Annotated in this window: 13 protein-coding genes; 11 read left to right on the forward strand and 2 right to left on the reverse strand. The window is 52.3% G+C overall.

The genetic code is table 11. The features are described from left to right. Positions 1 to 20: 20 nt before the first annotated feature. Positions 21 to 1,661: a flagellar filament capping protein FliD gene (fliD, locus tag OA238_RS27285; RefSeq protein WP_044039067.1), complete on the reverse strand. Its 1,641-nt coding sequence runs from the start codon at positions 1,659 to 1,661 to the stop codon at positions 21 to 23. 452 nt (positions 1,662 to 2,113) lie between these two features. Continuing rightward, entirely contained in the window at positions 2,114 to 2,755 is a 642-nt protein-coding gene (locus tag OA238_RS27295) for a hypothetical protein (RefSeq protein WP_015497672.1), read from the reverse strand. A gap of 74 nt (positions 2,756 to 2,829) precedes the next feature. Between OA238_RS27295 and flgB the strand changes: the two genes are divergently transcribed. From flgB to flgL, 11 genes are all read left to right on the forward strand, one after another. Then, a complete protein-coding gene (flgB, locus tag OA238_RS27300; RefSeq protein ID WP_015497673.1) occupies positions 2,830 to 3,216 on the forward strand; it encodes a flagellar basal body rod protein FlgB in 387 nt (128 codons plus the stop codon). After that, positions 3,216 to 3,635, forward strand: a complete 420-nt coding sequence (flgC, locus tag OA238_RS27305; RefSeq protein ID WP_015497674.1) for a flagellar basal body rod protein FlgC — start codon at positions 3,216 to 3,218, stop codon at positions 3,633 to 3,635. Before flgB ends, flgC begins: the two co-directional genes overlap by 1 nt. 12 nt (positions 3,636 to 3,647) lie before the next feature. Continuing rightward, entirely contained in the window at positions 3,648 to 4,349 is a 702-nt protein-coding gene (locus OA238_RS27310; RefSeq protein ID WP_015497675.1) for a flagellar hook assembly protein FlgD, read from the forward strand. 33 nt (positions 4,350 to 4,382) lie between these two features. Further along, complete coding sequence (locus OA238_RS27315) at positions 4,383 to 8,615, forward strand: flagellar hook-basal body complex protein (protein ID WP_015497676.1); 4,233 nt, start codon at positions 4,383 to 4,385, stop codon at positions 8,613 to 8,615. 58 nt (positions 8,616 to 8,673) lie between these two features. Beyond that, positions 8,674 to 9,435 carry a flagellar hook-basal body complex protein gene (locus OA238_RS27320; RefSeq protein WP_015497677.1) on the forward strand — a complete coding sequence of 254 codons (762 nt, stop codon included), beginning with the start codon at positions 8,674 to 8,676 and terminating at the stop codon, positions 9,433 to 9,435. A gap of 67 nt (positions 9,436 to 9,502) precedes the next feature. Further along, the gene (gene flgG, locus OA238_RS27325; RefSeq protein WP_044039069.1) at positions 9,503 to 10,288 is read left to right on the forward strand and encodes a flagellar basal-body rod protein FlgG; all 786 of its coding nucleotides are present in this window, start codon (positions 9,503 to 9,505) and stop codon (positions 10,286 to 10,288) included. Between the two features lie 16 nt (positions 10,289 to 10,304). Next, on the forward strand, positions 10,305 to 10,949 hold the full coding sequence (locus OA238_RS27330; RefSeq protein ID WP_015497679.1) for a flagellar basal body L-ring protein FlgH: 645 nt from the start codon (positions 10,305 to 10,307) through the stop codon (positions 10,947 to 10,949). A 5-nt stretch (positions 10,950 to 10,954) separates the two neighbouring features. Next, complete coding sequence (locus tag OA238_RS27335) at positions 10,955 to 12,091, forward strand: flagellar basal body P-ring protein FlgI (RefSeq protein WP_420806504.1); 1,137 nt, start codon at positions 10,955 to 10,957, stop codon at positions 12,089 to 12,091. Positions 12,092 to 12,114: 23 nt separating this feature from the next. After that, complete coding sequence (locus OA238_RS27340) at positions 12,115 to 12,453, forward strand: rod-binding protein (protein WP_015497681.1); 339 nt, start codon at positions 12,115 to 12,117, stop codon at positions 12,451 to 12,453. Further along, complete coding sequence (gene flgK, locus OA238_RS27345) at positions 12,454 to 16,764, forward strand: flagellar hook-associated protein FlgK (protein WP_015497682.1); 4,311 nt, start codon at positions 12,454 to 12,456, stop codon at positions 16,762 to 16,764. A gap of 8 nt (positions 16,765 to 16,772) precedes the next feature. After that, complete coding sequence (gene flgL / locus OA238_RS27350) at positions 16,773 to 18,044, forward strand: flagellar hook-associated protein FlgL (RefSeq protein ID WP_083906917.1); 1,272 nt, start codon at positions 16,773 to 16,775, stop codon at positions 18,042 to 18,044. Positions 18,045 to 18,159: the final 115 nt, after the last annotated feature.

Raw genomic sequence — 18,159 nt, forward strand, 5'->3', positions numbered from 1 at the left:
GCGCTTATATGCAGGCTCCATCATTTACTGGCGATCCATGAATCCATCATGGATTGCATATATTCGCCTGTTCTCTTGAGGCTGGAAATCACAGCCTCCATGCGTCCGAACTGGATGTTGTAACGTTCGGTCAGCTGTGCGACTTTACTGTCAATGTCTTCAATCTGAGTTTCGAATTCCAGCAGGTCTTCGTCCAGGGCTGTTTCACGTCGTGCGAGAAGGCCACTGGTGCCAAGCAGGGAGTCGCTGTAGTCTTGAAGTTGATCTGCGAGGCTTTGGCCATAGCGTACGGTTGTCGTCAGTGATTCATCCGTGCCCAGCGTGATAGTTATGCCCTCCGTGTCACCATCGTTGGAACGCAGCACGACATTGCCATTGCTGTTGGTGCTGATGGTAAGGGATTGCCCGTCCAGTGTGGCTGTTGCTGTCGAGCTGTCGTAAACCAGATCGTAGGTACCAGCTTGGGGGGGAGCAAAGGACAGTCCTGAAATGCTCAGGTCCGAGTTTGGAGAGCCGTACGTGGTCGTGAACAGGGCACCCCCGAGATCTGGGTTCTCCGCCAACGCCTCTGCGAACCGCTCCTCGTTGAGGGTCAGGGTGCCGTCCTGCGCGGTCATGATACCGATCTGGGCAAGATACACGTCGTCTCCAAAGCCGGTAATTGGTTGCGTGGTGATGTTGCGGATGCTGTCTAGTATAGATTTTGCGGCGACATCCCCGGCCAGTGGGCCAGGCTCTGCTCCGTTGATCCCGCGTTGCGTGGCTTTGGACAGATAGGATTTCAGTTCGTTCGTGGCGGCAAGAAATTTGGTCACCCGATCCTTGACCGAAGCGCTGGTATCTGACGAGCTCAGTGTGGATGTACCAACAGCATTGAGGGTGATCTTGTGCCCGGCAAATAGATCTTCGAACACGTTGGAGCTGCGCACGACCGAAATGCCATCCACCAGAAGGCTTGCATTTTGTGCCTCTGTTTCATTGCTGGTAACGCCCAAGGGGTTTTCCTCTGCATCCATCGTTCCATCGACAGCGCTGTCGGTCATTTGAAGGACAGATTTGATGGCGTCAATCGAGACATCGTCGAGCGCGTTTTCCGTACCCTCCTCGGATTTGATGATCAGCGCATAACCAGTCCCAGTATACAGCAACGAGGCGTTTATTCCATCGATTTCGTTCAGTGCTTCGGTCAGCCCAGTCAGCGTGGCATTATCGCTATCTATCTCGAAGGAAGCGGCGCTATCCCAAGCTTCTGTATTTAGCGACACACTGGCTTGGTTTATCTCGGTGCTTAGTGTGACGCTCGTGTCGAAGATAAAGCTAAGACTCTGTTTTGAAGCAAGATTTAACACCTCGACCACGGCAGAGACATCGGTTGCAGTGGATTCCTCTGTAACCTCGATCGATACCTCATCGCTGGAGGATGTGGATGTCCGGGACGCTGTTTCCGCGATTGAAGCCATGGAAGATTTTAACAGACCAACTTGTTGTGATAACTGCCCCATTGCAGAAATGGTCGTGTTGGTATCCGTGATCTGGCGTTCGGTGAGCGTGCGTTCCCCGCTGGTTTCCGCCTCCACAAGACTGCTGGTAAGGCTCTTGAGCTGCAGTCCACTACCAGAGCTGCTGACAGTGGAAAGAACATCCGTTTTGATTTCAGCCATTATATCTCTCCAGTACTTTATATTTAAACGGATGGAACTGTGCGGTGTTTAGCGGGGCTAAGTGCTACATTTTGAATTTGGCGTGTTTGCAATTGTAGGTTCTGACGATCCTATTGTTGGTGGTCACGACGCGCCCAGTATCCCTCCAGAGCTGGATGCGACCTTTGCCCCAATCGGCGTTGATATACGTATCTGAGGCGGAGATGATCGTGACCTCGCCAATAGTACTGCCTTCGACTACTCCAGTTGCGCCTTCAAATACATCTGAGAAAACCACGCGGCTGAAAGGAGCGCTGACAGTGGAGCAATCGTAGCTTTCTTGCGAGAAGCGGCTGAGAAATCGGCACTCTGTGAGGCTGCTCAGCGTCGCGAGGGCCAAAACGAGAGTCAAAACAAGAGGAAGTGAAGCATATGATGGCATCTAGAGGTTCCGTATTGGGGTAGAGCGCATACTAAGTAGTGGCAGACGTGCCAGCCTCCACTTCTATTGTTGCCTGCGTGGCGTTGTTATTTTCGTCGCCTGTGGCCACTTCAGGGGCCAATTGTGCGATCTGCCTGTCGATCAGGGACAGTCCCGCTGTGGTGCTGACGGTGAAGATCGCTCCTTTGGTGAGTTCAATGCCTTCATTAACATGGGTTTTTAGCAATTTGATGCGGAACGTTTTTTCATCGTCCTTGGTGACCATTTTTTCGGTCGTATCTTTTGTACCAGGCGTGGGCAGTTCTGGGGCGTCGATCTGCGCAGATAATTCTTCAGTGGGCAACTGACTCCGCAACGTGCCCAAGGATACATTGGCATCAGCGTTTTTGCCCATGCGACAACCAATAACGCGCGCGCGCAACACTTCGATACGGGCGGCGAGGATTGCGATCCGAGTGGTTTGATCGGTGGTATTCCGCAGTAATTCTGATAAGGTGGATGTGGCCAAACGTGCGGGCATATCTGTGAGGTGCTCGATGATGTGCTCCGACAGCTGGTGTACACCATGTTGTGCTGGCATCTTCGCGATGGGTGTTCCCGCAGCCTTTGAAAGCGCTTTTGCGCGACCTGGTTTGGGGCCTGCGCGCCTAGGGGCCAATTTTTTTTCCGCCATTTTTGTCTCCGCTTGCCGTTTGGCACTCAACTTGCAAATATCAGACCAGAATGAATTTTCCACGGGCGATAATCATGAATGCACTCAAAGAGCACATCTCTTTTCAGGCGTCGGCTCTTTCTCTGCGGGAGCGGCGCAACACTATTCTGGCATCAAATATCGCGAATGCGTCGACACCGGGCTATAAGGCGAGGGACGTGGATTTCGAACGTGAAATGTCCCGCCAGGTAGGTGAAAGTCCTGTATTTAAAACCAATGCTCGGCACATGGATAGCTTGGCTGGGACGGGTGGTGATGCCTTACAGTATCGCGAACCATTGAACCCATCATTGGATGGCAACACTGTTGAGATGTCTGTTGAGCAGATGGAGTTCTCTGAAAACACGCTGCGTTATATGACAACACTCACGTTTCTGAACCGCCGGATTTCTGGCCTTATGTCCGCAATAAGAGGTGACTGATGTCTGACTTGAAAAATGTATTTGATGTTGCGGGCCGGTCTATGGCTGCTCAGATGGTACGCCTGAATACCGTGGCCTCAAACATTGCCAATGCCGGTGCCCGCGCCAGTAGTTCAGAGGAAGCATATCGTCCGTTGCGCCCCGTTTTTCAGACCTTTTATGAGGGTGGCCTGCGCAATGCGGAGCGTGCGACAGTTGACGTGCTGGAGGTCGTTGCGTTGGATAGAGAACCTCAGCGTGTGCATGAGCCAGGGCATCCGCTCGCGGATGAGGAGGGGTTTGTCTATGTGGCATCCGTCGATACGAATGAAGAGATGGTCGATATGTTAGAGGCTAGTCGGAACTATCAAAACAACCTGGAAGTGGTCACCACGCTTCGCACACTCATGATGCGTACCGTGGACATGGGCAAATCGTAAGGGAGACCGAATATGGACGTCGATAACAAGAGCCTAAGCGCACAGAATGCGCTGTTGTCCAAGCTGGGGATCAGTACTACCAGTGCGAAGACTGCAGAGCCGAAGAGTGAGCTTGGACAGTCGGAATTTCTGCGCTTGATGACTACGCAATTGCAAAACCAAGACCCATTCGCACCCATGGATAATGGTGATTTTATTGCCCAAATGGCGCAGTTTTCTTCAGTTGCTGGTATCAGTGAGATGAGCGAGACGATGTCGGATATCTCGGAGCAGATAGGTCAGTTTAGCGTCGCTTCCTCGGTCAACATGCTGGGGCATTCTGTTCTGATCCCGGGCAACATTGCTCGGGCGGACGACAATGGTGAAATCCATGGCATGCTTGAGCTTGAGCGCGCGTCTGTTGATACGCGCGTCGAATTCTTGGATGCCCAATCTGGTGAAAGCCTACACACGCTTAGTCTTGGGGGCCGTGCGAGTGGTCTGTCTGGGTTCGAATGGACGGACCTACCTGAGACCTATCGTGATGGCACCCGCAGTGTCCGTATGGATGTGTCGGTCACCTACGCTGGTGGAGAAGGGCCCGAGAGCCTGATACCGAATGTATTCGCGGAGGTGATCGGCGCTTCCTCATCCGCTGCCAATGGCGCAGCCATGCTTGAAGTTGAAGATTACGGCGACGTGAGCGCCGCGGAAGTTTTACGTTTCCGCCTTTAACGCGCGGGTAACTGATTTTACAGGGAGACACTTATGTCGTTTTACACAGCTTTGACCGGTCTAAACGGTGCCCAATCCGACATTGCGGCGACTTCTAATAACATTGCCAACGTTGGCACCACAGGCTTCAAACTTTCACGCGCCGAGTTTGGCGACATCTTCGCCACCTCGCCGCTGCAGAACAATGCATCTGCCATTGGTTCAGGTGCGATCCTGAAGGGGGTCAAGCAACAGTTTACCCAGGGTAACATCGCGTCCTCGCTGAACGCGCTGGACATGGCTATTTCCGGGCAAGGTTTTTTTAGTCTCAAGCCTAGTCTGACGTCTTCTCAGGTTGTCTATACGCGAAACGGTTCTTTTAACGTCGACAACAACCGAAATGTTGTGGACAGCTCCGGTCAGTTTTTGCTTACGTACCCAGTCAACGAAGACGGATCTGTAACGGCAAAAGACCTCGACAGTGCTGTGCCTCTCCGCCTGCCGGTGACATCCGGTGATCCACAGGCGACTTCCAAGGTCGATCTGGCAGTCAACCTTCCCGCAAGTGCTGATGTGGTTACTGATAATGAAAAATTTGTAACTGGGTACACTTTCGATCCAAACGATTCTGCAAGCTTTACAAATTCGACATCTTTCACAATTTTTGATGACCTCGGCAATCCGACTATCGCGACAGTTTATTTTATTAAGACGCAGCGAGCGACGGCGGAGGACCCGACGAATAAATTTGAAACCCGTCTTGTCATTAACGATGAGGTTGTGCCACCCGATCTTGTACCGGCTGTGAACGACGCAAATGAGCAGATTTATATTGATCAATTTGGCAACCAGACAACTTCTGTGCCAGATCCCAGCTATTTTGATACGGGTCGGAGTTCTCCGCTCTACAAGCTTGACGAGTTGCGCACGCGCGTTCCGTCGGAACCAGCCGCATTATCCGGAATAGGGAGTGGTTTCGACTTCGGTGAAGAAGGCACACGTGAAATTGAAATCGTCAATGATCCATTGCTGTTTGGTGCTACATTCGAAGCTGACCCTGCAAATCAAAGTGTGTATTGGGGGCGTGATTTCCTTTTGGTCAATATTGACGATGGGACTAGACCGGTCAGCATCGACATCCGTGCTGGTAAATACAACGCTGACCAGCTGGCCGCAGAAGTTGAGCGGGCTATTAATGGTGCTCATGATGACGCTCGTAAGGTTGAGATTCAAAAGGGCGTGGACGACACCATATCGGTGCAGCTGTATAGTGATGGTGAGACGTCGGTTGCTAACAGCCTTGCAGTTAATCTGCTGGAGACATCTTTTGTGTCGACGCAAGCCGGCATTGACGTGGCCAACCTAACGTCCCCTAATTTCGATCTAGACGTCTTCTTGGCACATGCGCAGGCTCGTATTAATGATACGCTGAACAGTGAATTGGCAGATGTGGTAAATTCTGCTGTGCCGAATATCGGCAGCAACCAGTTCGCAAAGCTAACATCGACGACAAAGCTTACCGATCCGCCTGCATTGCCGCAGGCGTTCAGCTTTGATTATAACACCCGAGACTTGGGAGTAGTGGCAGTGAGCAACTCCTCTGCTCACTTTGACATTCAATACTCAGAAGGAGAGTTCTCGGTTGCTGACATCGCTGGTGCGGCCGCCGAAACTGGGAAGTCACTGACAATTTCGCTTGAAGGCAAAGCAGATCTGAATATTTCTATTCCCGATAGTGCCACATCCCCCACGGCTGGGGCGGTCATGACTTTGATTGAGGCGGCGATATCCACTTTGTATTCGGTTCAACAATCAGCAACTACAACTGGTAGCTATACTATAACTCCGGGTGCCGCAGGAACTGGAATTACAACGCTCACGCCTACATCGGCAACTCTTGAAACAGCTACTTTCGACGTGTTTGGAGTGTCTACAAGTATATCAACAACCGCTGGTGAAGCCGTCGCCGATGTGGCGGAGAAAATTAAAGTGGCTATCGAGGCCAACGATATCAAAGGTGTTTCGGTCAGCATCTCTGGTTCCACACTGACAATTATTGGTCCAGTACTGGTCACTGATGGTGATGGTGCTGGTGCTGATGCTGACACTTCGGTGACCTACGCTGTTGAACAAGAGCGAAATTTAGTTTATACAAACTTTCAAAATCGTCCAGCAGTTACGGTCTATGATCGCGTTAATGCGGTGTCCACTGATGCAGGTTCTGTCGATTATTCCTCTGAAACCGATAGTCTTACGATCAAAATGCTATCCACAGCGGGGTTGACTGCAGGCGACAGCATTGTCCTGATGGGCACTGATACTACTGCAGGCGTTTTGAATGGTCGTTCTTTTTCTATTACGGCCATCAGCGGGAAAACAATTACAATTGCGACGGGTGAGCTTGGCTTGCCGGATTCTGATATTACGGTCACTCCAACTGCGAATTCGTTTATTGTCCTGTCGGACAAGTCGACCAGCGTTGAAGCTTATTTTGAGGGCGCTGAATTAAGTGTTGATGGCTCGGCAACCAGTTTCAACAATCAACGGATTATTATGCGCGAAATGGATACGTCGCGACATGCCTACTCCAGCAGTGATATTGCAGGCGGTATTTTTGGATCCTTTACGGCGAGGTTGTCGGACAGCACCAGTACCAACCCGTCGGCTAGTGACTTTGGTCTTACTGGCGCAACCACGGCGATGGCATGGGTTGACGAACTGGACCCGCCGATCAAGGTGAGTTACGACGCTGCAACACAGAGCATCGTGTTCAAAGTGGATCATACTGCGCTTGGGCCGGGTGGATCGATTAGCGATTTGTCTGGGATTAAGGTTTCATCCGGGGGTTCAGACAGCGTCAATGGCATTGGCTTGCCAGGGTTGAACGCTGCAACGAAAGTCGATATCACCAGTGCGACGACCGTCCAAGGCAATCCGTTTATTTTTGACGGTGCAACTGCGGGAGTTGGCCCTGAGCGTTTTGGTGCCAATGTGGAATATGATCGCGACACAAGGGCTTTCACATTTGAAAGTGGTACAACGGGTAAAGAGATCCGGGCTGATAAGGCACTGGGTGTGACGACCAACCAGGCCCCTTCCAATATTCAGGTGGGGCGGTATGAAATCGACCCTCTGACTGGCGCAGCCAAAACTGCAGATGGCTCGATTGATCTGGCCTCTCGCGTGCTGTCTACCGGCGGAAATAATGTGATGGGTGTTGGTTTCGGCATGAACGTCGGTTTTATTGCAGGCACAGGTTTGAAATCACAGGCGGCCCAAGCGGTAGGGGCACCAGCCAACGATCCGCTCAATTCTGAACCTATTTTTCTTAATGCAGCTAATAATGAGACGACATTCAACGTGTCTGTAAACGGTGTGAACGCCGTAATCGATGTACCTGGAGGCAATTATATTGGCTCCACATTGGCTGAACTGCTGCAGAACCGTATCAACCAAATGCGGGATCCTGACACTGGCCAGACCATTGGGGGTGTCACGGTTCGCTACCGGCCAGACGAAAACAACTTTGTCTTCACTACAGGCACAACTGGAGATGAATCGACCATCCGTATTAAAGGGCCCGCGAAGCTAGGCCTTGACGATGTTCCTCTGGGCATTGGTACTGTCCCGACAATCGCCAATCTTGTTCAGGCAACCAATGCAAACGGTGTCCCACTCTTTGTGGATGAAAATGGCCAGATCGTGGAGTCAGAGCCAAATAATCTGGTGACTGATTACTTCCCGCTTTATCTTGACGAAGGCGAACTGACGTTTGACAAAACTGGCAAACTGATCAGTCCGCAGGGGCTTACACGCTACGATTCTCAGAGTGAGACGTTCTCTATCTCGCTGGATATCGATTACAGTGCGGCCTCGCAGCTCGCGACACCTTTCGTAGTCAATAACCTTGAGCAGAATGGTTTCACCTCTGGCCGTCTGGATGGTCTGAGTATTGACGCGACGGGACTGTTGCGTGCCAATTACACCAACGGTCAGAACAAACCTCTGGGCAAACTCGTCTTGGCGAACTTCAACAACCAGAATGGCTTGAAGCAGGTCGGCAATGCCACATTCGTTGAAACATCCCAATCTGGGGGCCCAATTGTTGGAGAGGCTGGCACTGAAGGTTTCGGTTCAATTCAATCAGGTGCGTTGGAGCGATCGAACGTCGACATCACCGAGGAATTGGTGAATTTAATTACGGCGCAGCGGAACTTTCAAGCAGCGGCTAAAGCCATTGAAACCTCTACACAGTTAACACAGACAATCATCCAGATCCGGAGCTAATAGACAGTAAGGCTGGCGCTTTTTTGCGGCGCCAGCCATCCCAATTGGAGATACTTGCATGGACCGTAACATCCACATTGCTTTAAATAGTATACGCAACATCAGCAGTGAGCTGCGGGTGAACGCACAAAATATGGCTAATGTGAATGTGCCAGGTTTTCGTGCCGATTTGGCGGTAACCCGGCAAGCGAATTTTTTAGATTCCTTTGATCAGTTTAAATCGCGGGTTTACAGCCAGCAAGCCGACCAGGCTTTGTTTTCTGACGAGGCCGGCAATCTGCAAAACACTGGCGAAAATATGGACGTCGCAATCCGTGGAGACGGGTATTTTTTTATTAAACCCGCTAGCGGTGGAGACACAGCCCTGTCGCGGCGCGGCGATATGACGTTTGATGCTGAGCGCTTTCTGACTGATGGGGCGGGCAACCGTTTTCTCGATACTGGATTGGAGCCGATCCAGTTGCCGCCTACACGTCGTATTGTCGTGGCGGAAACAGGCCAGATACAGATGGAGTTATTAGGCACGCCAGAGGGAACCTTGGTGCCTGGTCCAATCATCGGTACGACGATGGCCGAAAACATCTTACTGAGTAAGTCGTTGGACGGGCATATCCGTCCCATAAATCAAGATGCCTTTCCCGATCCGGATCAAAGAGCCCGCATCTCTCAAGGTTTCCTTGAAAGCAGCAATGTGAACACCATAAGCGCATTGGTGCAGAACATCGAAAGCCAGCGAAATTTCGAGTTGAGTGTCAAATTTATAGCTCTGGGGAAAGAGGTCGATGAGGCAGGCTCCCGGCTCATGCGTATGCCGGGGTAACGTGGTCGCTGATCCGGTTGGCACATTCATTGCAACTATTATTACGATGACAAATTAGGAGCCTACAATGTCCAATGCCATGCACGTTGCAAAAACTGGTCTGAATGCACAACAAACGCGTATGCAGGTCATTGCCAACAATTTGTCTAACTTGAACACGGTCGGCTTTAAGAGCGATCGGATCAATTTTGAAAGCTTACTCTATCAAGTCAAGCGGGCTGGTGGAGATCAGACATCTGAAGGTACCGCTCTGAACTCGTCCCTGGCGCTTGGAACCGGTGTTCGCGTGGTGAGTACGCAAAAGCTCTATTCTCAAGGGGGCATGATTAACACGGATAATTCGTTTGATCTTGCGATTGATGGACAGGGCTTCTTCCAAGTGCTGATGCCCGATGGACGTGTCGGTTATACTCGTAATGGTGCGTTTTCTCGCAGCGCCGATGGCACGCTGACCACGGCCAGTGGCTATGTGGTGCAGCCTGAAATTCAAATTCCTGCCGAGGCACTTGACGTCAATATTTCGCAGGATGGTATCGTGTCTGTTCTCAGCGCGGGACAAGACGAACCTCAGGAGGTTGGACAGCTGACGCTTGCCGCTTTTGCCAACCCGCGCGGATTGCAGCCCATTGGTGAGAGTTTTTTGGTTGAGACTACGGCCAGTGGTGCTCCGACGGTTGCAGCACCCCTGGAACAGGGTGTGGGTAAATTGACCCAAGGGGCGTTGGAGGCATCTAACGTCAACGTCGTGCAGCAGCTTGTAGAGATGATCGAGACTCAGCGGGCCTATGAGGTAAGCTCTAAGGCGATCACCGCTTCCGACGAGATGATGCGATACATCTCGAATAATTTGTAGTGAAAAGGCAAGTCGTATGATCCGTGTGGTCGCAATCTTTTTTATGTCAACTTTGACTGGCTGTTCGACATATGTCGAGAATGAGGCGAGTGCGGAATTTCAACCTGTCCTTCCCCAAGAAAACAGTGACATGCGACCAACAGGTGGCAGTATTTACCTTCCTGGGGTAGCGGGATTGTTTGCGGTTGAGAAGAGAGCCTCCAAGGTTGGTGATGTGTTGACGGTTGCATTGAACGAGTCCTTTCAAGCGACAAAGTCGCAAAGCGCTTCCGCTGCGAAAACGGAAAGTACAGCGGCCGAGCTCCCAGGTTTTCTTGATTTTATAGTGGATCCTTCCTTTGGGTCAGAGCAAGCCTTCGCAGGGTCTGGTGCTGCGGAACAATCCAATTCCTTTACAGGGCTTGTTACGGTCAGCGTCGTGCAGGTGTTCCAGAACGGAAATCTTCAGCTGCTTGGGCAAAAGAAGCTGACGCTTAACAATGGTGACGAGTATGTCCGGGTCAGTGGGATTGTGCGCCAAGACGATATCAGCCCTCGTAATGTGGTGAATTCCAACCGGCTTGCCAATGCGGAGATCACTTACATTGGAGCAGGGGATGTTGCGGATACGGCTAAGCGCGGTCTATTCCCGCGCCTGCTCTCCGCCATCAATCCGGTTTAAGGGTAATGATGGGTAATTTTAGGGCTGCCGTCTTCACAGTGCTTCTTGCCATGGTTATCATTACAGCCAACACGGCTAGTGCTGATCGTATAAAAGATTTGGCCTCTCTTGCTGGTGTGCGAAGCAACCAATTGTTGGGTTACGGGTTAGTAGTTGGTTTGTCTGGAACCGGTGATGGGGACCTTGGTATTACGTTACAATCTCTCCAGTCTATGGTTTCCCGCTTTGGAATGGTGGCTGAGCAGGACGGGCTCGATGGTAGCAACGCCGCCGTCGTGATCGTGACGTCGGAATTGCCTGCTTTCATAAAACCGGGGCAGACATTGGACGTGACCGTGTCGACGCTGGGTGCTGCTGAATCCCTGCGAGGTGGCACTTTGTTGATGACGCCACTATTGGGTGTGGATGGGGAAACCTATGCGCTAGCCCAAGGCAATCTTGTCGTTGGTGGCCTTGGTGTGAGTGCTGAAGATGGCTCCTCCTTGACTGTCAATGTGCCAACAGTTGGTCGCGTTCCGCAGGGGGCTACTGTCGAGAAGATGGTTGAGAACCCGTTTATCACAGGGGAATACCTTGTCCTGAACTTGCATAGGGCAGACTTTTCTACGGCAGCAAATGTCGCTGAGGCGATCAATGTGGTGTTTGGTGGGGATACTGCGGTGCCGATCGATGCGTCTTCGATCCGCGTGCGTGCCCCAGCCGATCCAGCGCAAAAGGTGTCCTTCACCAGCCTGATTGAGCAGGTTGAGGTCCAGCCTGGGGAACCCCCTGCACAGGTGATTGTGAATTCCCGAACAGGAACAATCGTGATCGGTGGCAATGTGCAGGTGACGCCCGCTGTTATCACGCATGGTAGCCTGACCGTACGGATACGCGAAGACACAGAGCTCACACCTCAGTCGGAGACGATCATCACGGATAATGCGCTGATCAATACTCCGGCGGCCCCACTTGAAACGCCTAATAGCGAAATTTCCATAAACGAGCCGGAGGCGCGTGCGTTCTTGTTTGATCCGGGTGTCAGCCTCAGTGATGTGGTTGATTCTATTAACGCCATTGGTGCCACGCCCTCCGATCTGGTCGCAATCCTTGAGGCGCTGAAGGTAGCGGGAGCCTTGCGTGCTCAACTCATTATAATCTAATTTTCTTGGCTAAGGGTTTAACCATGAGCACAATTAGTTCTACGGCTCTCCAATTGGCGGTTGGGCCCGCTGCGATAGGGGAAAAGGCTCAACCAATCGAGCGGCAAAAAACAACAGAAACCCGAGCGCAGCTGGAAGAGGTGGCGGAGAAATTCGAAGCCCTGTTTGTCAAAACGATCCTGTCGAGCGCCCGTTCTGCAAAATTGTCTGACCCACTCCTAAATAGCGAGGGTCAAAAGACGTTTAACTCTATGTTAGACACTGAATATGCAGATGCGCTTGCGCAGCATGAAGCGCTCGGCATAGCCGAAGCACTTGTACGCCAGTTTCAGGACAGGGTAGTTGACGGGGATACAGAATAAATGGCCAGTTTGCTTGAGATAGGACGTAGTGCGATTAATGCGCAGCGCGAGGCGCTGAACGTAACCGGACAGAATATTGTCAATGCGAACACCGAAGGATACCGCCGCCGCGATGCTAACTTGACCGAAGTTTCAGGTCTCCAAAGCGAGTTGACTTCACTCACCTCGCAAACCGGTTTGGGGGTCCAACTTGGTGAGGTGCGCCGGTCTTATGATGCTTTTCTGACGGAGAGTAAACGTATCGCCACTGGACGGTTCGAAGCTTCAGACGTCTTTGTGACTAAATTGGAGGCGTTGGAAAACACAATCCTTCCCAACGATGGTGATCTTAGTGTGGTGATGACCACGTTCTTCGATGCCCTTAGCCAAGTGGCCGCACAACCAGGGGACCTGGCACCCCGGGTCGCCGCGATTGAAATGGGGCGTACTATTGGCTCCTCGTTTAACACCACCGCCAGCTTGCTGAGTAGCCAGGTCGATGGTGCAGCTGATGAAATCGAGATGCATATTGTCGAGGTGAACAGCACTCTCGACGCGCTGGCTGGAGTGAATGGTCAGTTGCGCTCTTCCAATCTTGGGGCTAATTCACCCAACAGCCTGCTGGACGAACGTGACCGTCTGCTCGATTCCCTGTCGGGAAAGATCCCGCTCAGTGTGACTATCGGGGACAGGTACGATGCCGAAATCCGGTTGGGAACATCCGCGTCTGGGCCACTCATTCTGTCCGGGGAGAATGCCAAGACTATTAGCGCTGTGACCAGTGAAGAGGGCAGTATTGGGTTTCGCATCGGTTCTGGCCAGATCGTATCTCAGTTGGAGACAGGGACGCTGCGTGGGCTTGTCGATGCCCATGGAACCATCCGGCGTGCCCTTACTGAACTGGATGTGCTTGCTCGTGACTTAACCCAGACGATGAATGCACAGCACGCACTAGGGATTGATCTGGACGGGCAACTGGGCCGTGAATTGTTCTCGGTAGTGGATTTTACCACGCAGCCTCGGGCCTCTAACCGAGGGAATGCCGAAGCAAGCATTAATCTGGTGCCAGGGCGCGCTGATCAGCTGAGCGACATGCAAATGACCTTTGATGCGCGCAAGGGGCAATGGCTGCTGTCAGATGATAACGGTACGCCACTGGATGTAGGACGTGCCCGGATCGAGCTTGACGGTGCCGTCATCGACATCACCGGAATACCGGAGGATGGCGATACCATTTCGCTAAACCGGATCCCGGGTGAAGCCTCGCGCATGTCTTTCTTGCTGACACGCGCTGAGGAGTTTGCCGCAGCTTCCACAGCCACGATCTATCCAGACACCCAAAACGCAGGATCTGCGATCATGACCTTTGCGCGTGATGTGGCCCCGGGGTCAGGCACGCCATCGTTGGGTGAGGTCTTGTCTAACAATCTGTCGCCTGTGGCGTCCCAAGAATTCCTGCGCGGTGGTGTGGTCGGCAGCATTCCGCGCGGGACCAAGGAAATTACCCTTGCCAGCTTGGCAACGCAGACGACAGCCTCGGTGTCGGCGCAAGTGGACGCTGATATCAGATCGATTTCTGTCACGGTGGGTGGTACTGTTAATTCCTTCTCGCTTGATCCGTCCGAGGCTGGAAGGACAGCGTGGAAAACTGGTGAAGAGATTGCGGATTACCTTTCCATGGGTGTTCTGCGTTCGAATGACGACAAGACTTTGAAAGAACTCGGTATTACTGTTTCCGGTTCTGAAAGTGGGCTGGCCTTTGCCTCGGTTGGGGTGCCAGATTTCACATTATTAAGTGCGACGTCCTCTTCTGGGGTAGAGTTGGGAACGGAAATTACGCGGGGGCAGGCGGCATCCGATATTCGGGTTTTCACCCGGGAGGGACGGCAAATCGCAGGCCCCCCTTTGCAGGCTTCCGAAGTAGCAGGGCTGCTGACTGTGGAAAACGGGTTTGCGGAGGGGGCTGAATACCGGTCAGACTACAATACAGTGAACGGGTCTTCAAATTATAGAGGCATGTCGGTCACGCAGCGGATGTCTGGTGCCACTGCGTTGACAAGCGGATTGTATTCCAGCGAGGTATCTTTGGCCGGTTTGCGCGGCACGAATGTGGACACCGTGTCCGAAACGACCTCCGCGAACGGGACCAAGGGTCAGACCATTACGCTGCAGATGGATACAGAGGCGACGGGATCCGTATCGATCCCTCCTGGTGTGGACGCAGCCTATGTCGCGGAGAAGGCCAACGAAGCCTTCGCCGCAGTCGGCGTCAGTGTTGAGGCGCAAACCGCGGTGAGCCTGAGCCTGTCGGCGGGTTCGACAGCAAATAGTGGTGAAGTTCAATTCACCATGAGCGGCAAGAACCAAACGCCCCTGACTATTTCAGCACAGATCAACGATGGGGATATGTCCCGTTTGGTGGAAGCGGTAAATAGTCGATCCAGCGACACAGGCGTCACGGCACAGTTGTCACTGTCCGGCAGTGCTGTCACGTTGGTTCAGGCTGATGGTTTTGATCTGTCCCTGGACAATATCTCTAGCGGCGATCTGGCCTTCGAGGCCAGCGCGCTGGATCAGTCGTTTAAACCACTGTCCCTAGATGCTGACGACAATACTTCCATGCCCTTTGAAGGTGCGCTCCGGTTCAGCGGGACTGTGTCATTCATCAGTGGGTCAGGGTTTACGGTTGCGACCACTGCAACTGATTCAGCTGATTCAGTTGAACCTTCCTTTGTCGCGGACGTTGACCCGATGATAGGCGGGTTGGTGGAGCGCGTGTTCGATAACGGCGGCACGCAAGCCACTCTATCTTATGGTTTGGACAATCGGATCGATGGCGTGTCGCGCAATATTGATGGGACGCTTGTCCACGCCCCGTCATCTGGGTTCGCAACAGAACTGACCATGTCTGATGGCACAGTATTCAGCGCAGAGGTCGCTGCGAGCGAACTTGCAAATGGCTCTGCCGACGGCGCAGCGGTGGCACAGATCACCGTGAAGCATCTGCGCGCAGATGCTTCTGTTCCTTCTCTGAAGGGTGCAGAGTTCAGTTATGCCAACATCCCCCCGATTGGAGCATCCGCCCGGTTCAAATTGGCTGGTGCGGAATACACACTGACACGGGTTGATGATGGTAACACTGCACGATTGACCCCACTTGATTTTAATATCACGGGCCCGGAAGATGGGCGAATTGTGCCGCACTTGACTGAGACGGATACGGGTTACTCTCTTTCCTTGACGGTTGCGGATGGGCATTTGTCGGGTATGGGACCAAAGCCTGTATCCAATTCCGAGGCGGGGGTTTTTGGTTTTGCGGACACAGATTCCACGGCCAGCGTGCAGGGACGTAGCGTCGATGTCGCGGAGCTAGCATCTAGGGATTATACCATCAGCGTTAACGTCAATGGGGTTTCTGAGACTATTACGTTTACAAAGGATGATGATGGGCTGGGCGAGCCATCCTATGAAACTGGATCTCTAATAAGTGTTGCAATCGAAGAGGGTGCATTGTCATCGTCACTGACCTTGACATCCGATGAAACTGGATCGGCATCCATTCAGATCAAACCTTCCGCCGACGCCGCCCTTCTGGGGTTCAAGGTGGCTGCCGCTGAGTTGAGTGTCGAAGGCGGAAAGCTTCTTGCCCGCAGCACAAATGACCTTGCGCTTGATATAAGGGCGGGTGGCACAAGCGTAGCTGGGTCCTATCTGCACCTGACTGACATTCCGGATGAGGAATTAATTGTCGTTTTGGGGGATGAGGGTGCCAAGCGGGTGAGCGCTGCGTATGACATAGGGGCTCCAATTGCCGACGTGGATCGGGAGCCTGAAAGTTTCCGCGTGGAAATGATGGATGAGGCCACTGGTAGGACCGAACTGTTCGACGTGGCGACCGGTGCATCTATTGCTACACGGTTTTCCAATGGTTACGCACGTTTCAATGTGTCGGGGAAGAGCGTTGCTCTGTCTGGCTTTGCAGAAACTGGTGACAACTTTGAACTCGTGACAGGTCAGCGATCGCCTGGTGATGCCCGCAATATGGATGAACTGCTCAGTTTTGGTCAGCAGAAATCAGGCAGCCGCAGTTTTCAAGACAATTTTAGGTCCATAGCTGCAGGGATTGGTGCTACGCTGAATGCGTCTCGCTTGACGCTCAGTTCCAATGAGGCTGTGCGTGACGCTGCCGTTGCGTCGGAGAGTGAGTTGAGCGGCGTGAATCTTGATGAAGAAGCTGCTAAGCTCATGTCTCAACAACAAGCTTATCAAGCCGCTGCGCGTATTCTTCAAACCGCGCTAGAAATGTTTGAAACCCTGATCCGTATCGCATGAGGTAGACTATGTCTGTATCCACCAAGATTTTTTCTGATCAAATGACGACGCGGTTTTCTCAGATCAATGAAGAAATTCAACTGCGGCAAACCAAAATATCAACTGGTCGTGATATCACTGAAGCATCCGAACAGCCTATCAAAGCTGTCAAGCTGTCTGCGCTAGAGCAGAGTTTGACCCAGTTAGGGGGGTTTCAGCGTAACGTTGGCACTGCACAACAGAGCCTGTCGCTTAGCGATACGGCCTTGGCCAGTGCGGACGATGTCCTCGCACAACTGCGGGAACGTGCCATAGCAGCCAACACTGTTACGGTTTCCGACGACGATATAGCGGCATTCCGGATCGAGGTGTCCCAGATGCGTGAGGCGCTAGTGGGGCTTGCGAATACACGCACGTCAGATGGGCAGGCGTTGTTCGGAGGATATTCGACCGACATTGTTCCCTTTGTTCAAGATGCAGCAGGCCGTGTTCAATACCAAGGCGATGGTGGTACACAGACACTTGCGGCATCCGAGACAATGCGGCTTCCCACCTCTGTGAATGGTGGCGAAGTATTCATGCAGGTCAAGACCGATGATGGAATTTTTAGCATTTTCGACATCGTGGATAGTTTTGATGCGGCTTTGGCGAATAGAACGTCGATGACCGACAGCCTGTCATCCGAGGCGCAGACTGGTCTATCCTTGAGCTTCTCAGGTGATCGGGTTCCACGAGATTTGTCCTTCACGCTGTCGGGTCCAGAGGGTTCGGTAACTATACTGGCCCATGAAGTTGTGGGCGGATCGCATGAGCGTCTTTTACTAGAAATCAATGAGCAGTCGGTCAACACTGGTGTGACCGCAACCATCAACAGTGATACTGGGCGTCTGGATTTGAGCACGGAAGATGGTGAGACAATTGAATTGTCTGGCTTACAGGTTGAAGGCGTAAGCCTTGCCTCACACATGCCCCAGTTCACTATGACTACAGACGGGAAACCGCCCAAGACCATGGTGCCTGAAGTGCAGATGCTTGACAGGCAGTTAGAGAAGATCGTCAAGGCCGGTGAAAAAATGGCATTGTCCCGTACAGCGGTAGGCGCTCGCATGCAGCGCGCCGAAGCTCAGGAAGAAGTCCTGCAAACGCGGTCTGTGGCGATTGAGACTGACGTAAGCGAACTTGGAGCAGCAGATCTTGAGAAAATTATCACTGAACTCCAAACGCTGCTGGTGACTCGGGATGCTACGCGGCAAGCTTATTCCCGCATTGTACAAGGAAGCCTGTTTGATTTTCTTAAATAGGGTCGAGTTGGCACGCTTTCTGCTTATATTCAGTAAATGAAGGCAGGGGAGTATTGTCATGTTAGGCGTCGATACGTCAATCATATCAAGCCTGTTGTTAGGGATCTTTAGCGTC

The sequence above is a fragment of the Octadecabacter arcticus 238 genome (genome assembly GCF_000155735.2).
GTDB classification, from domain to species: Bacteria; Pseudomonadota; Alphaproteobacteria; order Rhodobacterales; family Rhodobacteraceae; genus Octadecabacter; species Octadecabacter arcticus.